The sequence below is a fragment of the Serratia sp. BIGb0234 genome, assembly GCF_024809915.1.
In the GTDB taxonomy this organism is placed as follows: domain Bacteria; phylum Pseudomonadota; class Gammaproteobacteria; order Enterobacterales; family Enterobacteriaceae; genus Serratia; species Serratia liquefaciens.
Window position 1 is genome coordinate 634,990 of sequence record NZ_JANUEI010000002.1, and the last position, 22,811, is coordinate 657,800.

19 protein-coding genes are annotated in these 22,811 nt (G+C 55.6%); 11 read left to right on the forward strand and 8 right to left on the reverse strand.

What is annotated here, in order from left to right:
- Nucleotides 1-44: 44 nt before the first annotated feature.
- Nucleotides 45-1,112 carry an FUSC family protein gene (locus M2407_RS10025; RefSeq protein WP_259217867.1) on the reverse strand — a complete coding sequence of 356 codons (1,068 nt, stop codon included), beginning with the start codon at nt 1,110-1,112 and terminating at the stop codon, nt 45-47.
- A 99-nt stretch (nt 1,113-1,211) separates the two neighbouring features.
- Complete coding sequence (locus M2407_RS10030) at nt 1,212-1,979, reverse strand: N-acetylmuramoyl-L-alanine amidase (protein ID WP_259217869.1); 768 nt, start codon at nt 1,977-1,979, stop codon at nt 1,212-1,214.
- Nucleotides 1,980-2,193: 214 nt separating this feature from the next.
- Here M2407_RS10030 and M2407_RS10035 point away from each other — a divergent pair, with 214 nt between their 5' ends.
- Entirely contained in the window at nt 2,194-2,940 is a 747-nt protein-coding gene (locus M2407_RS10035; protein ID WP_020827740.1) for a helix-turn-helix transcriptional regulator, read from the forward strand.
- A gap of 40 nt (nt 2,941-2,980) precedes the next feature.
- Here M2407_RS10035 and M2407_RS10040 read toward each other — a convergent pair whose 3' ends face one another.
- Entirely contained in the window at nt 2,981-4,090 is a 1,110-nt protein-coding gene (locus tag M2407_RS10040) for an SDR family oxidoreductase (RefSeq protein ID WP_046375008.1), read from the reverse strand.
- Between the two features lie 259 nt (nt 4,091-4,349).
- Here M2407_RS10040 and M2407_RS10045 point away from each other — a divergent pair, with 259 nt between their 5' ends.
- The 3 genes from M2407_RS10045 to sbcB all read left to right on the forward strand — a co-directional run bounded on the left by M2407_RS10045 (nt 4,350) and on the right by sbcB (nt 6,358).
- Nucleotides 4,350-4,559 (forward strand): hypothetical protein, encoded by a 210-nt coding sequence (locus M2407_RS10045; RefSeq protein ID WP_122079862.1) that lies wholly within the window; start codon nt 4,350-4,352, stop codon nt 4,557-4,559.
- Nucleotides 4,560-4,635: 76 nt separating this feature from the next.
- Nucleotides 4,636-4,830, forward strand: a complete 195-nt coding sequence (locus tag M2407_RS10050; protein ID WP_046373098.1) for a DNA polymerase III subunit theta — start codon at nt 4,636-4,638, stop codon at nt 4,828-4,830.
- 100 nt (nt 4,831-4,930) lie between these two features.
- Entirely contained in the window at nt 4,931-6,358 is a 1,428-nt protein-coding gene (gene sbcB / locus M2407_RS10055; RefSeq protein ID WP_122079863.1) for an exodeoxyribonuclease I, read from the forward strand.
- Between the two features lie 53 nt (nt 6,359-6,411).
- Here the strand turns inward: sbcB and M2407_RS10060 are convergent, their stop codons facing one another.
- Both M2407_RS10060 and M2407_RS10065 read right to left on the reverse strand, forming a co-directional pair.
- Entirely contained in the window at nt 6,412-7,779 is a 1,368-nt protein-coding gene (locus M2407_RS10060; protein WP_020827745.1) for an APC family permease, read from the reverse strand.
- Between the two features lie 533 nt (nt 7,780-8,312).
- A complete protein-coding gene (locus M2407_RS10065; protein ID WP_020827746.1) occupies nt 8,313-9,731 on the reverse strand; it encodes a glutamine synthetase family protein in 1,419 nt (472 codons plus the stop codon).
- A gap of 394 nt (nt 9,732-10,125) precedes the next feature.
- Between M2407_RS10065 and puuR the strand changes: the two genes are divergently transcribed.
- From puuR to M2407_RS10095, 6 genes are all read left to right on the forward strand, one after another.
- Nucleotides 10,126-10,683 carry an HTH-type transcriptional regulator PuuR gene (puuR, locus tag M2407_RS10070; RefSeq protein ID WP_012145933.1) on the forward strand — a complete coding sequence of 186 codons (558 nt, stop codon included), beginning with the start codon at nt 10,126-10,128 and terminating at the stop codon, nt 10,681-10,683.
- Between the two features lie 20 nt (nt 10,684-10,703).
- Nucleotides 10,704-11,984, forward strand: coding sequence for an FAD-binding oxidoreductase (locus M2407_RS10075; protein ID WP_142814838.1), 1,281 nt, complete (start codon nt 10,704-10,706; stop codon nt 11,982-11,984).
- A 121-nt stretch (nt 11,985-12,105) separates the two neighbouring features.
- The gene (locus M2407_RS10080; protein WP_128864581.1) at nt 12,106-13,617 is read left to right on the forward strand and encodes a sugar ABC transporter ATP-binding protein; all 1,512 of its coding nucleotides are present in this window, start codon (nt 12,106-12,108) and stop codon (nt 13,615-13,617) included.
- Nucleotides 13,614-14,609, forward strand: a complete 996-nt coding sequence (locus tag M2407_RS10085) for an ABC transporter permease (RefSeq protein WP_116690103.1) — start codon at nt 13,614-13,616, stop codon at nt 14,607-14,609. Before M2407_RS10080 ends, M2407_RS10085 begins: the two co-directional genes overlap by 4 nt.
- Nucleotides 14,610-14,854: 245 nt before the next feature.
- Entirely contained in the window at nt 14,855-16,849 is a 1,995-nt protein-coding gene (locus tag M2407_RS10090) for a ligand-gated channel protein (protein WP_020827751.1), read from the forward strand.
- A gap of 58 nt (nt 16,850-16,907) precedes the next feature.
- Nucleotides 16,908-17,855 carry a siderophore ABC transporter substrate-binding protein gene (locus tag M2407_RS10095; RefSeq protein ID WP_128864582.1) on the forward strand — a complete coding sequence of 316 codons (948 nt, stop codon included), beginning with the start codon at nt 16,908-16,910 and terminating at the stop codon, nt 17,853-17,855.
- 50 nt (nt 17,856-17,905) lie between these two features.
- Here the strand turns inward: M2407_RS10095 and M2407_RS10100 are convergent, their stop codons facing one another.
- Together M2407_RS10100 and M2407_RS10105 are read right to left on the reverse strand one after the other, a co-directional pair.
- Entirely contained in the window at nt 17,906-18,694 is a 789-nt protein-coding gene (locus M2407_RS10100) for an ABC transporter ATP-binding protein (RefSeq protein ID WP_020827753.1), read from the reverse strand.
- Nucleotides 18,691-19,773 (reverse strand): iron ABC transporter permease, encoded by a 1,083-nt coding sequence (locus M2407_RS10105; protein ID WP_020827754.1) that lies wholly within the window; start codon nt 19,771-19,773, stop codon nt 18,691-18,693. Before M2407_RS10105 ends, M2407_RS10100 begins: the two co-directional genes overlap by 4 nt.
- A gap of 352 nt (nt 19,774-20,125) precedes the next feature.
- Here M2407_RS10105 and M2407_RS10110 point away from each other — a divergent pair, with 352 nt between their 5' ends.
- Nucleotides 20,126-21,238, forward strand: a complete 1,113-nt coding sequence (locus tag M2407_RS10110) for a diguanylate cyclase domain-containing protein (RefSeq protein WP_259217882.1) — start codon at nt 20,126-20,128, stop codon at nt 21,236-21,238.
- A gap of 40 nt (nt 21,239-21,278) precedes the next feature.
- On the opposite strand, the gene M2407_RS10115 is transcribed toward M2407_RS10110, so the two are convergent.
- Nucleotides 21,279-22,757, reverse strand: coding sequence for an amino acid permease (locus M2407_RS10115; protein ID WP_041414759.1), 1,479 nt, complete (start codon nt 22,755-22,757; stop codon nt 21,279-21,281).
- Nucleotides 22,758-22,811: the final 54 nt, after the last annotated feature.

The window sequence follows — 22,811 nt, forward strand, 5'->3', positions numbered from 1 at the left end:
CGTCATGACAAAAACCCGAAGCGCCCGCTTCATGATCTGACCCCCTATTCACGCCCGCTGGCGGTACACACCTTGAGCAGATCGCCCAGTTCTTCCAACTGTTGCGTCAGTTCCATGCTCAACCATACGTAGCCATAAATTGGCGCTTCGCCGTGCTGACTGAAGCTGGCCTCCTGCATCAGGGTTTTCAATTCGGCGGCAATTTCGCTCAGTTGCCCCGCTTCTGCCGACAACTGTGTCTGCGGGCCGTCACGCATCGTTACTGCCAGCGACTGCAACGAATTCAGCGTTAGCAGTTGCGCACTGCGCAGCGTTTTGGCATTCAGCATAATAAAGTGGGTTTCGCGCGAGGCCCAATAAGCGTCGGCCAGCAATTCCAGCGTACAAACCAGGTTGCGGCTCAGCGTCTGCACCGCCTCGAAAACCGCTTTGGGGATGTGGGTCTCTTTGCTGCTGGGGACAATCAGGCCGCGTAATTTAACGACCTTATTGAGCAGGTCTTTCAGCTGTGGCTCCAGCCGCGGCCGTTCTATCATATTTGGTGACAGGTAAGCGCCGTAGATCTTGCTGACGTTTTCCAGGCAATCCGCCATCTCCATACGCCACAAAATATAAGCACGTTGCGGATAAATGCTGGTGAACAGCAACGCCAACAGCGAACCAAAAATTACGTCACCGCTGCGCCACAGTGCGGTATGCATATCACCTGCCCCCGCACCGCAAACCACCGCCAGCGTGATCCCCACCAGCAGCGCCATGTAGGGCCGCTTACCGAGCGTCAGATAGCCACAGAAAAACATCACCACCCCGCACCACATCAGCATCAGCGGCAATGAGTAAAGCTCGAGATACAGGGCAATCAGCCCCGAGGCGGCGCCAAAAACCGTACCTGCGATACGCTGCAACGCCCGTTGCAGCACATTGCCCCAGAACGAGATCGGCCCCATCACCACCACCAGCGTAATCAGTGGCCAGGTGCCTTCCGGCACTTCGAGCAGGCGGATCAGCATAAAGGTCAGGATAAACGCCAGCCCAATGCGCACGCCGTGCACAATGCGGTAATGGCGATAGGTCAGACGTTCGAACGAGGATATTTTTCTGTCGAGGCGCACGATGCATCCCGTTATCAGTGGCGAGAAAGAGCATCAGTTTAGCGGAGGAAAGGGTTGGGAGAAAAGGCGGATAAGGCGTCCCTCATCCGCGCTCAAGCCTTAAGCGGCATATTTATCCACCAGCGCGCGTAAAATGGCGGCGGTTTCGGCATCCATCACACCGTCATACTGCCGTTGACGGAAATGCAGTTGGAAGGCGCGAACCAGCTGGCGGTAACCCTCTGCATTGGTCGCCGCCGAGGTGTCGTACCCGTACCTGGCAAATAGCGCCAGTAAATCTTGCTGTGCGGGTACACCCTGGCATTGATACTCATGCTGATAACGCTGCTTCACCGCGTCGTCATACCAGGCACCGACACCAGCCTTGTACAGCTGATGCCAAGGAAATTGCGGGCCGGGATCGCTTTTGCGGCCGGGAGCAATATCGGAATGTGCCACTACGTTAACCGGCGTGATATCCGGATAGCGCTGCAAAATATTTTGCGTCAATTGAGTTACCGCCGCGATCTGCTGCGGGTTAAAAGGTGGGAAAGTGATGTCCTCGCCATCTCCGCTCGCCAGATTGACGATCTCAATGCCAATCGCGGTATCGTTGAGATTCGAACGATTGCCCCACTGGCTGGTGCCGGCGTGCCAGGCCCGCTCGACTTCATCGACCAGATTGAAAATCCTTACGCCGCTAAAGCCTGCCGCCTTATAGGTTGGATCTTCGGGATCCGGCACCAGATAATGGGCGCTGACCGACTTGCCGGTCAATGACTGCACCGAGTCGGCAAAATTCTGCGCGGTATAGTGCAGCACCAAAAAGCGCACTCGGTGGCCGAAGCTGGCTACCGAACGGTAGCTGTTGTAATCCATACTGAACATCGTAGATTCCTTGTGGGTTAAACACGTGTGATCCAACCACTGTAAAGGGCAAGAGTATTCGCCCCGATTCATACTGGCGCAACTTGCAGCGCCCTACAATTCCTTCATGGACCTTGTCCACTCGTCAATATTTAGCTAATTGCTAAATTTAAAGCAAGCTAAATTTAGCAAAAACGATATTTACCTTTTTGCTAAAGAATGCGATCATCCGGCCATGGAAACCAAAGAAATAAGACGCAATAATTTGCGCGAGCTGATGGCCAGCTACGCCCGGCAGGGTATCAACCAGAATGATTTTGCGGTGCTGGTTGAGTCCTCTTCGCCCACGTTGAGCCAAATCAGCGGTGAAAAGTCCTCCCGCAACCTGGGCGATAATCTCGCCAGGCGGATCGAGGCCAAGCTGAACCTGCCCAAGGGCTGGTTCGACGTGTTCCATGAAAAAGAATTGGTGCGCCCGTTCGATAACGTGGCGGCAGAGTCGGATTTTCAACCTGCCCGCCTCAAGCCGGTGGTGTGGGAAGATACCGAACAGGACAAGGAAGAGTTTGTGGAAATTCCCCTGCTGGATATCAATTTTTCTGCCGGCGATGGCTGTTATGAAATCGTCGATCGTGAAGAGTTTTCGCTGATTTTCCGCCGCTACTACCTGCACAAGATGGGGGTGGCGGTGAATGCCGCGCGGATCATCCGCATCTCCGGATCCAGCATGGAGCCCCGACTGCAAGACGGCGACGTAGTGGGGATCAATACCGATGATACTCGCATCCGCGAAGGGAAAACCTACGCGATTCGCCACGGTAACCTGCTGCGGGTAAAAGTGCTGATCGAACAGCCCGACGGTGGCGTCACCATTCGTTCGTTGAACCGAGAAGAATACCAGGACGAACACCTGAGCTACCCGCAGCGCAAAGACCAACTGGTGGTGCTGGGGCGCGTTTTCTGGTCGTCTTCGTCCTGGTAATGCGAGGATGCAGCAGGCGCCGCTAACCGGCGCCGTGCTGTTATTTGAAATCCACCACCATCTGCTGCTGAATGGACAGGCCCCGGGTCGACTGCACGCAACAGGCGATGTAGTCGGTAAAACGCGGCGGTTTCGGCATGCCCAGCTTAAGGATTTTGTCATTGCTGAACCGCACGTTGAGCATGGCAAAAGATCCATACAGGCGCATCGCTTTCAGCATCAGGCGTTCATTACATGGCCCGAAAATATCTTTGAGCTGCTTGCGCATTTTCAACAGGGCTTCATAACTGACCTGCGCATAGTGATCGCCGAGCGGAGGCTTCTCCAGCGCAGCGGCAATGGCGCGATCAATGTCCGCGAAGCTAACGCTGCTCTCTTCACCGGCGGAGATATGATAAACGTCGTTATCCAGCGTTTCGCTGTTCAACAGCATCACCATCGCATCAGCACAGTAATCAACCGGGATCACATCGATATTGTCCTGCAGCGAGCACATAAACTTACGCAGCATCAGCGCCATGCTGAACACCCAGAAAATACTGCTGGAAGGCTGACAGCCCAGGCGAGTATGCCCTACCACGATCGAAGGACGCGCAATCACCAGCGGTAGCTGCGGGCAATGTTGACGCATGAGCTGCTCAATGGTGGATTTGGAACGGGTATATTCCACCAAATGCTCGGCCGTTTCTTCAAATTCACCGCTTTCCGCTACCAGTGAACCGGGTTCCGGCGCGCAGGACATTGCCGTCCCCACATGCAGGAAACGTTTTAATCCAGACACCTGCGCCATTCTTTTGGCGAATGCCAAAGTGCCTTCTACGTTAACCTTCCAAATAAGGGGGTTATTACCGAAAGAGGCTACGGCGGCACAATTAATAACGTGCGTTACATTGTTAATCCTTGTGTCTGCTAAAAAGTCAGCTGGCTCACTCAGATCCCCCAACAATATATTTTCTATCGTGATTTTAGAAAATAGTTCGGCTTCAATATTAAACTTCTCCATATTCATCCGAATACGGTCTAGCCCCTGCTGTGCATTATCAGCCCGCACTAACAGAAGATAGTTAATCGCCTGATTTTCTTTCAGTAATTTCTCAAGCACTGCACCACCGAGAAAGCCGGTAGCGCCGGTTAACAGCAGAGTTTTCATAATGTGCACCCACATTGGTATTGAATGCTGCTGATTGTATGTGGGGATAATTAAACGGATATTAAATAAAACTCAGTGGCACAAACTTATCTTTTCTTAATATTATCTTAAGGAATGTTTTGAAACATGGCTGCGGCATTTGGTAACACATTAATAAGAAAACAACCATAATAAACACCGCCGTTGACAAAGCATTGATATAAACTCTGATTTAATTCTCTGGTAAATGTTATTCCCTTTTATCATCCGGAGTTTTTTTATGAGCTATAACCAAAAAGTCTGGTTGGGCGTCCTGGTCCTGTGCAGCCTTTTCTGGCTGGCGGTGATTGGTGGTGTGTTATCAGCCCATAAAGCCTTTGATCGCGCACAAATGCAAAATCAGCAGGAATATACGGCCAAATACTCTCAGCATTATCAGGGGACTGCGGCATCAGGCCAGCCCCTGCAGGCACGCTCACACACTTCATGAGCCTCCCCCCTGAATGGGGTAGGGACAAGTCAGGTTAACGATCCTATGATGCCCTTACAATCACAGGGAGAATCATATGGGGCGAAAGCTGGATAGCTTACCGCAAGCAGAACGTGAAAAGATTGAAGCCGATTTACTCGCTCTCAGCGTTATTTATAACGAACGTTATGGCATCAGCACCAACAACAACGGTGCCAGTGCCGAAGAACAAGTGCCCGATTATTTACGCCCCTACTTTCGTCTGCGCCTGAACTACTATCGCAATGCGTAATCCCGCGCATTTCGGCGATTAACGCTAACGACTGCTTGGCATCGCACATCTCGCCGTTACAATAGAGCAATATTTCCTACGCCACCTGAGAGATGCGAATTTGAGCAGCAAGGCACCGGCCACATTTTATATTCACGATTATGAGACCTTCGGCAAAAGTCCCTCCCTGGACCGCCCGGCGCAGTTTGCCGGTGTGCGTACCGATATGGATTTCAACATTATCGAAGAGCCGTTGGTCATCTACTGCACCCCGGCCGATGACTACTTGCCCGATCCTGAAGCGGTGATGATCACCGGTATCACGCCGCAACTGGCGCTGGCCAAAGGCGTCAACGAGGCCGAATTTGCACGCCAGATCCATCAGGCGTTCAGCGTGCCTGGCACCTGCATTCTCGGTTACAACAACATCCGCTTCGATGACGAAGTCAGCCGTAATATTTTCTACCGCAGCTTCTATGATCCCTACGCCTACAGCTGGCAGAACGGTAATTCGCGTTGGGATCTGCTCGATGTCATGCGCGCCTGCTATGCGCTGCGCCCGGACGGCATCGTGTGGCCAGAAAACGAAGAGGGCTTCCCCAGTTTCCGGCTGGAACACCTGACTCGTGCCAACGGCGTCGAGCATGAGCATGCCCATGACGCCATGTCGGACGTTTACGCCACTATTGCCATGGCCAAACTGGTCAAGCAGGCACAACCACGACTGTTTGATTTCCTGCTGCAACACCGCAATAAGCATAAGCTGAACGCCCTGATCGACATCGCTGAGATGACGCCATTGGTGCACGTTTCCGGCATGTTCGGCGCCGCGCGCGGCAACACCAGTTGGGTATCGCCGCTGGCCTGGCACCCGGACAACAAAAACGCCGTCATCATGTGCGATTTAGCCGGTGACATGACGCCATTACTGACGTTGAGCGCCGATGAACTGCGCGAACGGCTGTATACCCGCCGGGAAGATCTGGCACCCGGACAATCGCCGGTACCGATCAAACTGGTGCATATCAACAAGTGCCCGGTACTGGCGCCGGCCAAGACCTTGTTGCCGGAAAACGCCGAGCGACTGGGGATCGACCGTCAGGCCTGCCTGCAAAACTTGCAGTTGCTGCGCCAGCATCCGGAGGTGCGCGAAAAAGTGGTGGCGTTGTTCGCCGAAGCCGAACCTTTCAAAGGCTCTGACGACGTCGACGCCCGGCTGTATGACGGTTTCTTCAGCGATGCCGACAAGGCTGCGATGAAAATCATCCAGCAAACCAAGCCGCAGAACCTGCCGGCACTGGATCTGACTTTCAGCGATGGGCGCATGAAGGAGCTGTTGTTCCGTTTTCGTGCCCGCAACTACCCCAATACGCTGGACGACGCCGAGCAACGCCGCTGGTTACAGCACCGCCAGGAAGTATTAAGCGCCGAGCGAGTGCAGAGCTACGTGCTGCAACTGGAGTCGTTGTATAACCTGCATGAAGGCGATAAAGAAAAAACCGCGCTGTTGAAAGCGCTGTTTGAATACGGCAAAGAGTTGGTGGGGTAACAAAAACAATAAAGGGCGCCAAGGCGCCCTTTTTAATGCTTAGCGATAACGGCTTAAGCCACGTCTTCGCTAGCCTGCGGTACCGGCAGACGGAAGCTGCGCGTCACGAAGGCCAGATAAATCAGACCAATCGCCGCCCATACCAGACCCAACGTCATTGAGCTGGCTTCCAGATTGATCCACAGTGCGCCAACAGTTAGCGCCCCCAATACCGGCAGGATCAGGTAGTTGAAGGTATCTTTAACGGTACGGTTCAACTTGTCGCGGATATAGAACTGCGAGATAACCGACAGGTTCACGAAGGTGAACGCCACCAGCGCACCGAAGTTAATCAACGCCGTCGCAGTCACCAGGTCAAACGACACCGCAGACAGTGCAATCACGCCGACCAACAGCACGTTCAGCGCTGGAGTACGCCATTTCGGATGCACATAACCGAAGAAACGCTCCGGGAATACGCCGTCACGACCCATCACGTACATCAGGCGTGAAACACCGGCGTGCGACGCCATGCCTGAAGCCAGCACGGTTACGCAGGAGAACACCAGGATCACCGACTGGAAGAACTTACCGGCCACGTACAGCATGATTTCCGGCTGGGACGCATCAGGATCTTTGAAGCGCGAGATGTCCGGGAAGTACAGCTGCACGAAGTAAGACACCACGATAAAGATGATGCCGCCGATCAATGCCGTCAGGAAGATAGCTTTCGGGATCACATTCTCTGCATCTTTGGTTTCCTCAGACAGCGAACTGATACCGTCAAAACCGAGGAACGAGAAGCACAAAATGGTCGCGCCGGTAATCATCGGCACCACGTGCGCATTCTCAGACCAGAACGGGCGGCTGCTGATCAGCGTGCCTGCACCTTCGCCATGCGAAATGCCATTCACTACCAGGAACAGGAACACGATCATGATCGCCACCTGCACCACCACGATAATGGAGTTCAGGTTTGCTACCAGCTTAATGCCGCGCAGATTGAAAATCGTCATCAGCCCGACCAGCGCTGCCACGAAGATCCACGAAGGCACGCCCGGGAAGATGGCTTCCAGGTAAATTTTTGCCAACAGAATGTTGATCATCGGCATGAACAGGTAGTCCAACAGTGATGACCAGCCCACCATAAAGCCGACGTGTGGGCTGATGGCCTTCTGGGCATAGGTATAAGCAGAACCGGCGGACGGGAATTTCCGTACCAGTTTGCCGTAGCTCAATGCGGTAAACAGAACCGCCAGCAGAGCAAAGGCGTACGCCGTCGCGACGTGACCATCGGTCAGGCCGGAGACGATGCCAAAGGTATCGAAGATGGTCATTGGCTGCAGGTAAGCCAGGCCCATCATCACTACCGGAACTAAAGTCAGGGTTTTACGCAGCTGTGCGCGTTGAGCCGGTGCGGCGCTGATGATGTTATCGGACATTGCGCAGCCCCCCCTTACCTTCTGCCTTGCGGAATATAGACACGCCAAGACTTAAGGTTGCGGGGAAACTTCGCAACTTGCGACTGAATTCAAAAAGAAGGGGATTGGAAGCTGGATAACGAGTCAAGGCTGCCTTGGCTGCTCCATAATCGCTGCGACCGCAGCGGAAACCGGCGGGCACCGGTGCTAAAGTGAAAAATTGCCCCATCTTTCTTATCCTCATGAGTCACGACCATAAAGTTTTGTTTGATCGCGCACGAAACTATTTATCTATCCGGATCGGTGTCCGGCCTCGCTTGGTGTATGAAACGCACAGTTTGTAGAACATAAATGCAAAAAAAATAACCGACGCGTTAAAACGTCGGCTATCTGCATTAGGGATATTTTGCACCAAAAACCCTCCTGATGACAAGATCAGGAAGGCTTCTTAAACAAATTCTTTTCGCGATCGTTCGGAAAACAACCCTTACAGGTGAATTAATCCGCTATCGTTCTATCGCACATCAAGTTAATGCCACACATTTTACGCCCCTTCAGGCATTTTTCAACATCCAATCAATCTCGGTTTCAGTCACCAGACGCTCAAATTGCATCAGTTCATCCATCTTGCAAGCGTGGTAAACGTGGGCAAAACGTTCGCCCAGATACTGCGTCAAGGCTTGCTGATGCTCAAACTCGTACAGCGCGTCGCTTTGGCGAATGGGGAACGGCACACCTTCTTGTTCAAGACCATTACCGGTTACCGGCTCAGGCAATGGCAATTCATTGTCCAGCCCGTAAAGTATGCCTGACAGGATCGCCGCCACCACCAGATAAGGGTTGGCATCTGCCCCCGCTACGCGGTATTCCACGCGATGATTCTCCGGCTCGCCGCAGGGAATGCGCAGCGCCACGGTACGATTATTGTGCCCCCAGGACGCCTGAGTGGGTACATACATGCCCGGCTGGAAGCGGCGAAAGGCATTCACATTGGGAGCCAGCAGCGCCATCGAGGCCGGCATCAGGGTGATCATCCCCGCCAGCGCACGGTGCAACAGCGCCGAGTCTTCGCCATCGGGTTGCACGAACAGATTATTGCCGTTGCCGTCCAGCATGCTGATATGCACATGCATGCCGCTACCGGCGTATTCCTCATAGGGCTTTGCCATAAAGGTGGCGTGCAGATGATGATTTTCCGCCACCAGCCTTACCAGGCGTTTCAACGACAGCGCGTGATCGCAGGCCAGCAGCACGTTATCGGTATGCTGCAGATTTACCTCGAACTGGCCGGGTGACGCTTCCGCCACCGCACCGTCCGCCGGTAAGCCCTGCATCTGCGCCAGGGTGTCGATGTCGTTGAGTACTTCGGCAAAATGATTCAGATTGTCCAGCGAGTAAACCTGGCTCTGCATATTGCGCTCCTGGGTGCCGGGCGCACAGGGCGGTTGCAAATACCCCTCAGAGTCTCGCTGTCGATCAATGAGATAGAACTCCAACTCTACCGCTACCACCGGGAACATGCCGCGCTGGCGCAATGCCTGCCAAACTCGATTCAGGACATTACGGGGTTCAACGTCAAAGGGAGTACCATCTTCATCCAGCATGGTCAGCAACACCTGACCGATATTGTCCGGATCCGCCGCTGACGGCGTCAGCGTTCCTGCCACCGGCATACACACGCGGTCCGGTTCGCCCAGTTCCTGACCCAGGCCCGCCTCTTCCACCACGTTGCCCAAAATATCCATAGCGAATACCGAGGCGGGGAAGTAGCAGCCTTTTTCCAATTTTTTCAGTCCGGAGACGGGAATACGTTTACCGCGGAAGGAACCATTCAGGTCAGTGAGAAGGATGTCGATATACTGCGTTGAGGGATGGCGTTCCAAATAGTGAGCAACTTCACGTTGGAACGCGCTACTTCGCCTCTCTTCATTATGCTGTGCAAAATTTTCAACTGCTGCGATATTGGTTTGCATACATCACCCGCCATTATGCTTTGAGAACGCTGCTGCGTCCGCCTGCCGATAGGTTCAACACATGGTCTGATTTCTCTGTAGACTGCGCCACAGCGGGCGCTCAAAATAACATCCATAATATGAAACATAGCCTTAACACAAATAGTTTGCAAATGTTACAATCCTGTTTGATTATTCGCCACCGGCTGCTAAATTGATAAAATATTGACCGAAAAGGCGTTAACACTCTTTTTACGTGCAGAATTTCGTCCGCCAGAACGGGGGGGGTCATGGGCAATATATTTTCCAATTCCGACACAACTACCGATATCATGCTGTGCCGATATCACTCAGGCAGGCACCTGATACCCATATTCATTTCTGCCTGTCGTCCCTACCAGAAGGAAGTACCGCTATGAGCGAAGTCAGCTTGGCGCCGGGTAAGCGCCTGTCACAGATCCGTCTGCAATTGGGTTTGTCGCAGCGCCGGGTCGCCGAACTGTCCGGGTTAACCCACAGCGCAATCAGCACCATCGAACAGGACAAAGTCAGTCCGGCTATCAGTACACTGCAAAAGCTGCTGAAAGTTTATGGGCTGTCGCTGTCTGCCTTCTTTGCCGAACCTGAAGCCGCCAATGAGCCCAAAGTGGTCATAGAAGCCGAGGATCTGATTGAGATAGGCAGCCAGGGGGTGTCGATGAAGCTGGTGCATAACGGCAACCCAACGCGCAATCTGGCGATGATGCTGGAAACCTATCAGCCCGGCACCACCACCGGCGAAAAAATAAAGCACCAGGGCGAGGAGATCGGCACCCTGCTGGAAGGCGAGATCATGCTGACGATCAACGGCCAGACCCATTGCCTGACCGCCGGCCAAAGCTATGCCATCAACACCGGCATTCCACACAGCTTCAGCAATACCTCGGCGCGCGTCTGCCGCATCGTCAGCGCACATACCCCGACTACCTTCTGACCTTGTTCGGCGGAGGCCCCATGACGGAACACGTTGCCAGTTATTATGCCGCCACCGCCAACACGTTCGCGCCCTACCCGGCGCTGAACGAGGATATCCGCTGCGACGTCTGCATTATTGGCGGCGGCTTCACTGGCCTGTCGTCGGCGTTGCATCTGGTCGAGGCCGGTTATGACGTGGTGGTATTGGAGGCTGCGCGCATCGGCTGGGGTGCCAGCGGCCGCAACGGCGGGCAGGTAGTCAACTCTTACAGCCGCGATATCGACGTCATTGAAGCGCGTTATGGCGCTGACACCGCCGCCATGCTCGGCAGCATGATGTTCGAAGGCGCAGAGATTATCCGCAAGCGCATCGATCAATACGCCATCGCCTGTGACTACCGGCCCGGCGGTATCTTCGCCGCTTTGAACTCTAAACAAAGCCACGCGCTGCAGCAGCAACAGGCCCGCTGGCGGCGCTATGGCAATGACCAATTGGAATGGCTGGATCGGCAGGCTATCCGCCGCGAGATCGCCAGCGATCGTTACATTAGCGGGCTGCTGGACCGCAACGGCGGCCATTTGCACCCGCTCAATCTGGCGCTGGGCGAAGCCGACGCGGTGCGCCGTCACGGTGGGCGGCTGTTCGAACAGTCAGCCGCCACGCGCATTGATTACGCGGAACCGGCAAAGGTGCATACCGCCCAAGGCTCGGTCAGCGCCAACTTTGTGATCGTTGCCGGCAACGCCTACCTTGGCGATCGGCTTGAACCGCGGCTCAGCCGGTTGAGCATGCCCTGCGGCTCGCAAATTCTCGCCACCGAACCGTTATCCAAAGATATGGCGCTGTCGCTGCTGCCCAATAATTTCTGCGTCGAAGACTGCAATTACCTGCTGGACTACTTTCGTCTGACCGCCGACAACCGGCTGCTGTATGGCGGCGGCGTGGTATACGGCGCTCGCGATCCCGCCGATATCGATCCGCTGATCCTGCCCAAAATGCTGAAAACCTTCCCGCAGCTGAAACAGGTGCGCATTGATTACCGCTGGAGTGGCAACTTTCTGCTGACGCTCTCGCGCATGCCGCAATTCGGTCGCCTGGAAAACAATGTCTATTATATGCAGGGCGATAGCGGCCACGGCGTCACCTGCACTCATTTGGCCGGCAAGCTGATCGCCGAAGTGCTGCGCGGTGATGCCGAACGTTTTGACGCCTTCGCTCGCTTGCCACACCTGCCCTTCTTTGGGGGCCGCCAGCTGCGTGTGCCTTTCACCGCCCTGGGAGCGGCCTATTATGCGTTGCGCGACCGCCTGGGGTTCTAGCGTCATCCGCCAGGAATTTTTTCATCTCAGTTATGCCTTTTAGTTTGTTGCGAAATACGCAATCTGTGTTACAAAAGACTTACTTTAGCCATCTAAACACCTAAACGTCTTTAATTACACTATGCCAACCCCTACGCCCTCACGCCTCGAGATGCGCAATATCTCGATCGCCTTTGCCGGCTTCAATGCCCTGCAAAACGTCGATTTCACCCTGCAAGGAGGCTCAACACACGCATTGGTCGGGGCCAACGGGGCAGGAAAATCCACCTTGATGGCGATCCTTTCCGGCGCGCACGACCATTATCGCGGCGAGATTTTTATCGACGGCCAGCAAGTGGATATTCATTCCCCGCTGCAGGCCCGGCAATACGGCATCCACGTGGTGCAGCAGGAAGTGGATGTGGCGTTGATCCCCACGCTATCCGTGGCGGAAAACATCATGCTCGATTGGCTGAACGAACCGGGCCATCTGCTTAACTGGGCGCAACTGTACCGCCAGGCGGCGCAGCTACTGACTCAGCTGGATTTGACTATTAACCTGCGCCAGCGTTTGTCGGAATGCACCCTGGCGGAAAAACAGCAGGTGCTGCTGGCACGCGCGCTCTCCCACCGCTGTCGTTTTCTGGTGCTCGATGAACCCACCGCCCCGCTCGATCGCGCCGAAAGCGAACGCCTGTTTCGCGTGGTGCGCCGCCTGCAGTCCGAAGGTATCGGCGTGGTGTTTATTTCCCACCGTATCCACGAATTGAGTGAAATTTGCGACCGCCTGACGGTGCTGCGCGATGGCCGTCACGTCAGTGAGGATGCCATGCAGGGCCTGACCGGCGAGCAGATCGTCGAGAAAATGCTCGGTCACCGGTTGGACGATATTTTCCCGCCCCCACGCCCACCGCACGGTTCTCGCCCGCTGCTACGGGTGGAAGGCCTGCACGATCGCCATAAGCTGCGCGACGTCAGCCTGCAACTGCATCAGGGGGAAATTCTTGGCATCGCCGGGCTGGCCGGCGCGGGAAAAACCGAACTGTGCAAGGCGTTATTTGGCGCCTCACCGGCGCGAATTGAACGGGGTGAACTGCTGGGGAAACCCTGGGCCCCCCGCGCTCCACATCTTAGCGTCGAGCAAGGGCTGGCGCTGGTGCCGGAAGAGCGGCGTAAAGAAGGCATTTTTATCGACGAAGCTATTCCGATGAACCTGAGCGTCAGCGCCGACGACAGCTTTTCCCGCTGGAGCCTGTTCAGCCGCCGCCAGGAACTGCGTTGGGCGCGCGACATCATGCAGCGCCTGAATATTCGCGCCTCCGGCCCGCAGCAGAAGCTGGCGCGGCTTTCCGGTGGCAACCAGCAAAAGGTGGCGATTGGCAAATGGCTGCGCGGCGACGCTAACGTACTGATTTTCGACGAACCAACCAAAGGTGTGGACATCAAGGCCAAACAAGAGCTGTTCACCCTGATCGACGGCTTGGCGCGCAACGGCAAAGGCATTATTTATGCTTCCGGCGAGTTCTCGGAGCTGGTCGGCCTGTGCGATCGCATCTGCGTGCTGTGGGATGGCCGGGTCGTCGCGGAACTGAATGCCGCCGACATTGATGAAGAAACCCTATTACTGTATTCCACCGGAGGAACCCCAGCGTGAGTAAAGAATTGTCCCTGCAAACTACGCAACCCTGGCGCCATCAGCTGTTTGAGTTTCTCTACAAATGGGGGATGTTACTCACCGTTGTCGCGCTGATTGCCCTGTTTGGGATAGCGTCGGACAACTTCCTCGATCCGAACAACATCATCAATATTCTGCGTTCGATTGCCATCGTCACAGTCATCGCCATCGGAGTATCGATATCGCTGTCGGTCGGCGGTTTCGATCTTTCCGTTGGTTCCACCGCTTCACTGGCCAACGCCCTGGTGGTTTCGCTGTTCGTCTGGTACGGCTTCGGCACCACCGGTGCGATTGTGCTGACGTTACTGATTTGTACCCTGGTCGGCCTGTTCAATGCATTCCTGATCGTGGTGTTGAAAATCCCCGATATGCTGGCGACGCTGGCCAGCCTGTTTGTGATCCAGGGCGTGGCGATGACCTACAGCTACGGCGGATCAATCACCCAGAATATGCTGTTGCCGAACGGCGATATGGCCGAAGGCCTGATCCCGGAGGTCTTTTCCTCACTGGGCCAGGTGCCGGTGATCGTGTTGATCATGCTGGCAGTCACGGTAGTGGTGCAGCTTTTCCTGTCGCTGACCAAACATGGCCGCCGCATGTATGCCATTGGCGGTAATCCGGAAGCCGCGCGCCTGTCGGGCATTCGGACAGTACGTTACAGGGTTGCCGCCTATGTTATCTCTGCCCTTCTGGCCTCGCTTGGCGGCATATTACTGGCGTCACGTATCGGCTCTTCGCAGGTGAACGCCGGTGGCGGTTATCTGATGGATGCGGTCGCTGCCGCTTACATTGGTTTCTCGCTGGCCGGCTCCGGCAAGCCCAACGCGCTCGGCACGCTGGTGGGCGCGGTGATCCTCGGCGTGTTGCAAAACGGCCTGGTGATGCTCTCCGTTCCCTACTATGCCATGGACATTATCAAAGGTTTGGTGTTGGCCTTGGCGCTGGCAATCACCTACATCCAGAAACGCTGACTCCCTCTCTCGGCGCAGATTCTGCTGCGCCCTTTTTCCCTTGTATTCATGCGGTTAATGATTCCCCTCGCCTAAACACATACAAATGATACGAATTATCATTTGCGTTTACATTTTGTCGAAAATCCTTACAATAGCCTGACGAAACGGCGAACCCCGCAATGACGGGGCAAGTTTCTAATTATTATTCAACACGTTAAAACGACACTTTGTCGATTTACATCAGACCAGGAAAGGTTTGCCTCATGGAAAAGCCACGTTATAACAAATTAACCGCATTGATCATTGCTACATTGACCAGCGCCGGCGCCGTCGCTGCGCAACCAGACGCTCAGGACACCATGGTGGTAACCGCTTCCGGTTTCCAGCAGAAAATCCAGGACTCCCCGGCGTCCATTTCGGTCATCCCACGTCAGCAAATTGAAGACAAAGCCTACCGCGATATTACCGATGCGTTGAAAGACGTGCCGGGCGTCGTGGTAACCGGCGGTGGCAGCAGCAGCGATATCAGCATCCGCGGCATGTCCTCCAAATACACCTTGATCCTGGTCGACGGCAAACGCGTAGACACCCGCGGCACCCGCCCGAACAGCGACAACGCAGGCATTGAACAAGGCTGGCTGCCGCCGCTGGAAGCGATTGAACGCATCGAAGTGGTACGCGGCCCGATGTCTTCGCTGTACGGCTCCGACGCCATGGGCGGCGTAATCAACGTCATCACCCGTAAAACCTCCACTACTCAGGCATGGAAAGGTTCACTACACGGTGACGCCACCTTCCAGGAAAACAGCAATTCCGGCGATATTTTCCAGACCAACGCCTACGCTTCCGGCCCGCTGATTGAAGGCCTGCTGGGCCTGCGGGTCAACGGCCTGCTGTCGCGCCGCGCCGAGGACCAAATCCTCAACGGCTTCAATGAACAGCGCATGCGCAGCGGCACCGCGGTATTCAGCCTGACGCCAAACGAACAGAACGACTTCGATTTCGAAATCGGCCGCTCTTTGCAGGATCGAAACAGTACGCCGGGCAAATCCATGGCGACCGAAAACTGCCGCAACAAAAAGTGTACGCCGAACAGTGCCAGCGACAGCCTGTACACCCGTACCAACTACGCGGTAACCCACAACGGTTATTACGACTTCGGCAACACCACCAGTTATATTCAGCGCGAAGAGACCAACAACCCGGGCCGCGATATGAAGATGTACAACACCATCTTCAATACGCAAACCCAGTTTGATCTCGGCAGCCATATGCTGAACCTGGGCGGCCAGTACCGTTACGAAAAATTGAGTGATGGCGGTAATCAGTTAGCCGCAGCCGATAAGCTGAACCAGCTGACGCGCTGGAGCTGGGCGCTGTTTGCCGAAGACGAATGGGCGATGACCAACGACTTCAGCCTGACCAGCGGTATCCGTATGGATCAGGACCAGAACTACGGCAACCACTGGACGCCGCGCATGTATGGCGTTTGGCACCTGACCGAGCAATTTACGTTGAAAGGCGGCGTCTCCGCGGGCTATCGCTCACCGGATCTGCGCCAATCCTCCGCCGGCTGGGGGCAAATCACCGGCGGTGGCCGTACTTCAATCATTATCGGTAACCCGGATCTGAAGCCAGAGAAGAGCCTGAGCGAAGAGATCGGCGTGATGTGGGATAACCTGCAAGGTCTGAACGCCAGCGTTACCCTGTTTAACACCGACTTCAAAGACAAAATCACCGAAGTGCGTCGCTGTGACAGCGGCGACGGCGACGCGCAGTGCATGATCGGCAATACGCCGTATTACTTTATCAGCGACCGTACTAACGTCGATAAAGCCAATATGCGCGGCGTAGAAGCCACTTTCGGTTGGGAAATCACCAAAGATTGGCAGTTGACCACCAACTATACCTACACCACCTCCGAACAGAAGAGCGGGGATTTCCAGGGCAAACCGCTGAACCAAATGCCGAAGCATATGGTTAACAGCGTCCTGGACTGGCAGGCCACGCATGACGTCAGCCTGTGGTCGCGCGTTAACTTCCGCAGCAAGACTTCGGACTACATGAGCCGCTCTTCGATGGCCAAGAGCACGCCGTCTTATACCTTTGTTGACGCCGGCCTGAGCTACCAGGCGAATAAAAATCTGATGGTGACCGGCGGGGTTTACAACATCCTCGACAAGACCGTCGATTACGATAACTACAATACCGTGCTGGATGGCCGCCGTTACACCGTCGGCATGACCTACAACTTCTGATGCCACTTTGGGCGCGCGCTGCGCGCCCTTTTTATTTCTCTCACCCAAGGAAGCCACAATGACATTACGCCGCTCCCCTATGGTTCTCGCCCTGCTGGCCTGTATCGCGCTGGCCGGCTGTAACGGCAAGGTTCGCACACCGGCCGCGGATGCCCCTGCGACCGTCAGTTTTCAACATCTGAACGGCACCACCGAAGTGAAAAAGCACCCACAGCGCGTAGTGGTGCTGGACTATGCTTCGCTGGAAACATTGCAGTTGCTGGGCGTAGAGCCGCTGGCACTGCCGGGCAACCGCACCATGCTACCGGACAGCCTGAAACAGTACCAAAATGCCAAATACCTCAATGCCGGGACCCTGTTTGAGCCGGATATGGCCACGCTGCGCGCTGCCAAACCGGATCTGATCCTGATCGCCGGTCGTTCCTCCAAAGCCTATGACGAACTCAGCGGCATTGCGCCGACGTTAAATATGGCAATCGATCCGCAGGATCAACTGGGCAGCCTGAAACAACGCACCCTGCAACTGGGTGAGCTATTCGATAAACAGCCGCAGGCTCAGGCTGCAGTAGACAAACTGGACGCCGAGATTGCGGCGACCAAACCGCAGGTGGCCAAAGCCGGGCGTGGCCTGGTGGTGCTGTTCTCCGGCGGGAAAATCAGCGCCTACGCGCCCAAGAGCCGCTTCAGCTTTACCTATGACGCCCTCGGGTTCCAGTCTGCGCTGCAGAGCGACAACGCCGATGTCCGCGGCAATAAACTCACCCCGGAACAAGTGGCTCAGTTGAACCCGGACTGGCTGTTCATTATCGATCGCGATGCAGCCACCGGTCGTCCGAACGCGGTAGCTCCGCAGAAGATCCTCACTACCACGGCGTTGAAAAATACCGTAGCGGTCAAGAAAGGTCAGGTGGTTTATCTGCCGGCGGCTGAGGTCTATCTTTCCGGCGGCATCATCACCAGCCAGCATATCGTCGAACGCGTCGCCGAGGCGCTGAACAAGAAGTAATAAAAAACCCGGCGCTGTGAAGTGCCGGGTTTTTTGCTATCCACCAGGGATCAAATCGACGGTTGGTTCACCAACCCGTCAATCAGCACCTGCGGCGTTCCCTGCGAGCAACGCTCAATGCGCCCACGAACGCCATACACCCGTGCCAGACTCTGCGGCGTGATCACCTCTTCCGGCGCACCGTCGGCAATCAATTCGCCATCCTGCAGCATCAGCACATGATCGCCATGACGCAGCGCTATATTGATGTCATGCACCACCACCACCGTGATGATATTGCGTTTGCGCGTCTCTTTGCGTACCAAATCCATCACGTGGAACTGATAGTTAAGATCGAGCGCGCTCAGCGGTTCATCCAGCAGCAGCAACGAAGGCTGACGGATCAGCGACTGCGCCAACCCCACCAACTGTTTCTGTCCGCCGGAAAGCTGATCGAGATAGCTCAGCGCCAGGTGGGCAATGCCAAGCTGCTCCAGCAGCGCCATTACCTCGGCCTCGCTGCCAGCATTGCTGCGGCCGCCCGAAGCGCGTTGCGCCACGATGATCGATTCCAGCACGTGCAGATGCACACCGGCTGGCAATGACTGTGGCAAATACACCACCTTCTCCGCACGGCGGGCGAATGGCATCTGCATCAAATCGATGTCGTCCAGCCACAGTTTCCCCTGTGCAGGGTTTAAACCCGCTAGCGAGCGCAGCAGCGTTGACTTACCGCTGCCGTTCGGCCCCAGCAGCACGGTGATTTGCCCGCGCGGCAGCATCGGGACCGCCAGGTTGCTGATAACCTGACGCTTGGGGTAACCAGCGGAGAAGCCTTCAATACGCAATCCCTGATTCATACATTCCCCCGATGACGCAGAATAATGCTCAGGAAGAATGGCACGCCCACCAGCGAGGTAACGATGCCCACCGGAATGATAATGCCCGGGATCAGGTTTTTCGACGCCACGGAGGCCATCGACAGTACCAGCGCGCCAATCAACGCACTGGCCGGCAGATAGAAACGGTGATCTTCACCGAAGATCATTCGGGCGATGTGTGGCGCCACCAGCCCGATAAAACCGATAGGCCCAACAAAGGCCACCGCCAGCGCGGAAAGAATGCTGATGCGCAACAGGGTCGTCAGGCGCAGACGGCGCACGTCGATACCGAAGCTCACTGCCCGATCTTCCCCCAAACGCAGCGCGGTCAACTTCCACGAGCTCATCATCGACAATGGCAGCAGCACGACGAATACGCCGAGCAAAATGCCCAGTTTGTCCCACGAAGCCCGCGCCAGGCTGCCCATAGTCCAGAACACCAGCCCCTGCAGCGTGTCTTCGCTGGCAATAAACTGCATCATGGAAACCAGGGCGTTAAAGGTGAACACCAGCGCGATGCCAAACAGCACCACGCCAGAGGTGGCCACCCGTGTCCAACGCGTAATGCCGTCCAACATCAATGCGGCGAACAGGGCGAAAATAAACGCGTTAGCGGAAATAAACCATTGATCGGGGATGCCCGGAACGCCAATCCCCAACACGATAGCCAGCGCCGCACCGAAAGCCGCGGCAGAAGAGACGCCGAGGGTAAAGGGGCTGGCCAGTGGATTGTTGAGGATGGTCTGCATTTCTGCACCGGCCAGGCCAAGCGCAAAGCCCACCACCACCGCCATCAAGGCGTAAGGCAGGCGGATATCCCAGACGATAACCCGCGTGCCGGCGTCGGCCGCCGCAGGATCAATCAGGGTTTGCCACAGGGAAGACAAAGAGAGCCCGGATGGGCCCATGGTAAAATCCAGCAGCAGCGAACCCATAATCGCCAGTGCCAACACCCCCATCATCAATAAACGGTGGCGGAGAATATGGTGATAACGCCCCATGGCGTTGACGTCGGGTTTACCCTTGGCGTCAGGCATAGGATCGGTGGATACGCTCATTATTTCGGATACCTGTTACGACAATGACCACAGCGGCGCGGAAATGGCCGCCTGAACGGAATAAGCAGCCGCTAACAATAAAGCAAACGATAATACTTATCAATCATATCAATAGCTATTACCTGCCATATAAAGATGTAACACTTTATTTTATAACGTTATTAACCAAACTCTTGCCATACCCTCGCCGCAGTGCCCAGGGTTAACAATTCCGAAAATATCGCCCCACTCTGCACAGCTGTGACAAATTGCAATAAAACCACATAGAATCCAAATCCTGACTGGTCACTGGCGCCCGCGCCGGGCCGGATATTTAGGGCCGATTTTCGGGACCCTTATCAAAGAGGCTGCAATGAGAAGTCGAACACCTGCGTTAACGCCTAAAAAACCCGCCCTGCTGCACTGGCTGGTGCAAAGCCCACGGCTGGCTGATGACGCCAAATTACAACGCCAGATGCGGCTTACCTTGGTGCCTTCTCCCGCCACGCCATGGTTGAATGCCGCCGGGGTGGCGCTGCTGCTGCTGGGCTATATCTGGCTGAGCCACAAGGCGATCGGCGTGGGTCTGTTGCTGCTGCTGATGTTGCTGACCGGCGGACGTTGGTGGCTGGCGCGAGCCAATCCGCTCCGTTGGCCCAACGCGATGCTGGTGACGGTACTGCTGTGGTGCGCACTGGTGGGCGCTGTCGCCCTGATGGCCATGCTTTCTGGCCGCATGGTGCTCATCTTGTTTGCCGGCTTGCTGATTACCGGGCTGGCCTTCTGGCTGATGCAACGCCACGCCGCAGCACCGCGTTTTGCCCTGCTGGAAATCATGGTGCTGACGCTGCCCTATTTGCTGGCCGCGCCGCTGTCACGCGTGCAAAACCTGTTTTTACTGGCGGATATCATCCCGCTGTGGCTAGTGTTGGCCCATGGGTTAACCACGTCTTATCATCGTCAGCTCGCTGAGCGCGTCACCCTGAGCGCGGAAAAACAGCAAGCCGCCCATCAGGATCATTTGACCGGTTTCCTCAACCGTGCAGGGGGTGAAGCCGTGATGCAGGATATTTGTCGTCCTTCGGCAACGGTGCATCCGCTTTCCCATCTGTTTATTTTCGACTTTACCCCGCTGGCGGCGTTGTATCAGAGCCACGGCGTGCAGATCGGCGATGACGTGCTGCGCACCATCGGCGAACGCCTGAAAATGTTGGTGCGCCCCAGTGATTTTGTCTGCCGCTATACCGGCGGCCAGTTTCTGATCCTGGTTCACGACCTGCCTTACGGTTCCGAAGGTGAATTTTTGGCACGCTTCATTCCGGCGCTGGAAGCCCCCTACGCTTTTGGCGCATTCGGTGAGGTATCTCTGCAGCTCAATACCGGCGTATTGGCGTTAACCCAGGATTATCAATCGGTTGACAGTTTGATGGCTGCGGCGCAGCGGGCGCTGACGGTAAAAGGGAAGGAACAGGAAGTCAGGGGATAAGGATAACGCGGCGGGCTCCCGCCGCGTTTCATACAAGACGTTAATTCACGTCCATTTTCGGGAATTCCATTTCGCTGTACTTCACGACACGGGTGCCGCGCGTCAGCTTGTAACCGAACCAAATGATCAGGAACAGCGGAATGCCGATGTAGGTCGCGGTCACGCCGTACCAGTCGATTCGATCTTGCAGGAATGCCTGATAGTTCTGACCCAACGTGATGATCAGGCACAGCACAAAGGCAAAGATCGGGCCCAGCGGGAAGAAGCCGGAACGGTAAGGTAAGTCGTTCAGGTCATGCCCCTGGATCATATAGCCACGACGGAAGCGGTAATGACTGATGGCAATCCCCAACCAGGCAATAAAGCCGGTCATACCCGAGGTGTTCAGCAGCCACAGGTAAACCGACTGGTTGCCGAACATCGAACTCAGGAAGCACAAGCCCGCAACCACGGTCGTCGCATACAATGCATTACGTGGCACCCCGCCCTTCGACAGTTTGGCGAAGATACGCGGCGCTTTGCCTTCCGACGCCAGAGTAAACAGCATACGGGTTGAGGCGTACATCCCGGAGTTACCGGCAGACAATACCGCCGTCAGGATCACCGCGTTCATCACCGCCGCCGCCGACAGCAAACCGGCATGCTGGAACACCAGGGTGAACGGGCTGACGCTGATGTCTTTCACATCATTACGCAGCAGGCTCGGATCGGTATAAGGAATAATCAGGCTGATAATCAGGATCGCGAAGATATAGAACAGCAGGATACGCCAGAACACCTGACGCACCGCGCGCGGGATATTTTTGCCCGGATTTTCAGATTCGCCGGCCGCGATGCCGATAAGCTCGGTACCCTGGAACGAGAAGCCGACGATCATCGCCACGCCTATCATCGCCGAGAACCCTCCGGCAAACGGCGCGTCGCCGATGGTCCAGTTCTGCCACCCCGCGTGCTCGCCCCCTTTGAGGATGCCGAAAATCATCAGCACGCCAATGGCGATAAAGATGATGACAGTGGTCACTTTGATCAGTGAGAACCAGTATTCTGCTTCGCCGAACCCCTTAACCGAAATGTAGTTCAACAGGAACATCAGGCACAGGAACAGCGCGCTCCAGATCCAACCCGGAGTATCCGGGAACCAATAGGTCATGACCAACTGCGACGCAACCAGGTCAACGGCGATGGTCACCGCCCAGTTGTACCAGTAGTTCCAACCCAGCGCGAAGCCAAAGCCTTCTTCCACATATTTGGCGCCGTAGGTGGAGAAAGAACCGGACACCGGCATAAAGGCCGCCAGTTCACCCAGGCTGGTCATCAAGAAGTACACCATCAGCCCGATCAACGCATAAGACAGCAACGCCCCGCCTGGGCCTGCCTGCGAAACGGTCGCCCCAGAGGCGACAAACAGACCGGTGCCGATAGAACCACCAATAGCAATCATGGTTAAGTGCCGCGCTTTCAGCTCGCGCCGCAATCCGGGTGCTGGTTGCCCCGATGTTTTTATATCCTGCTGAGCCATTCTTACCCTATCTGCTGGTCAAAAAAAATAAGGGCGGATTGTAACAAATACCCG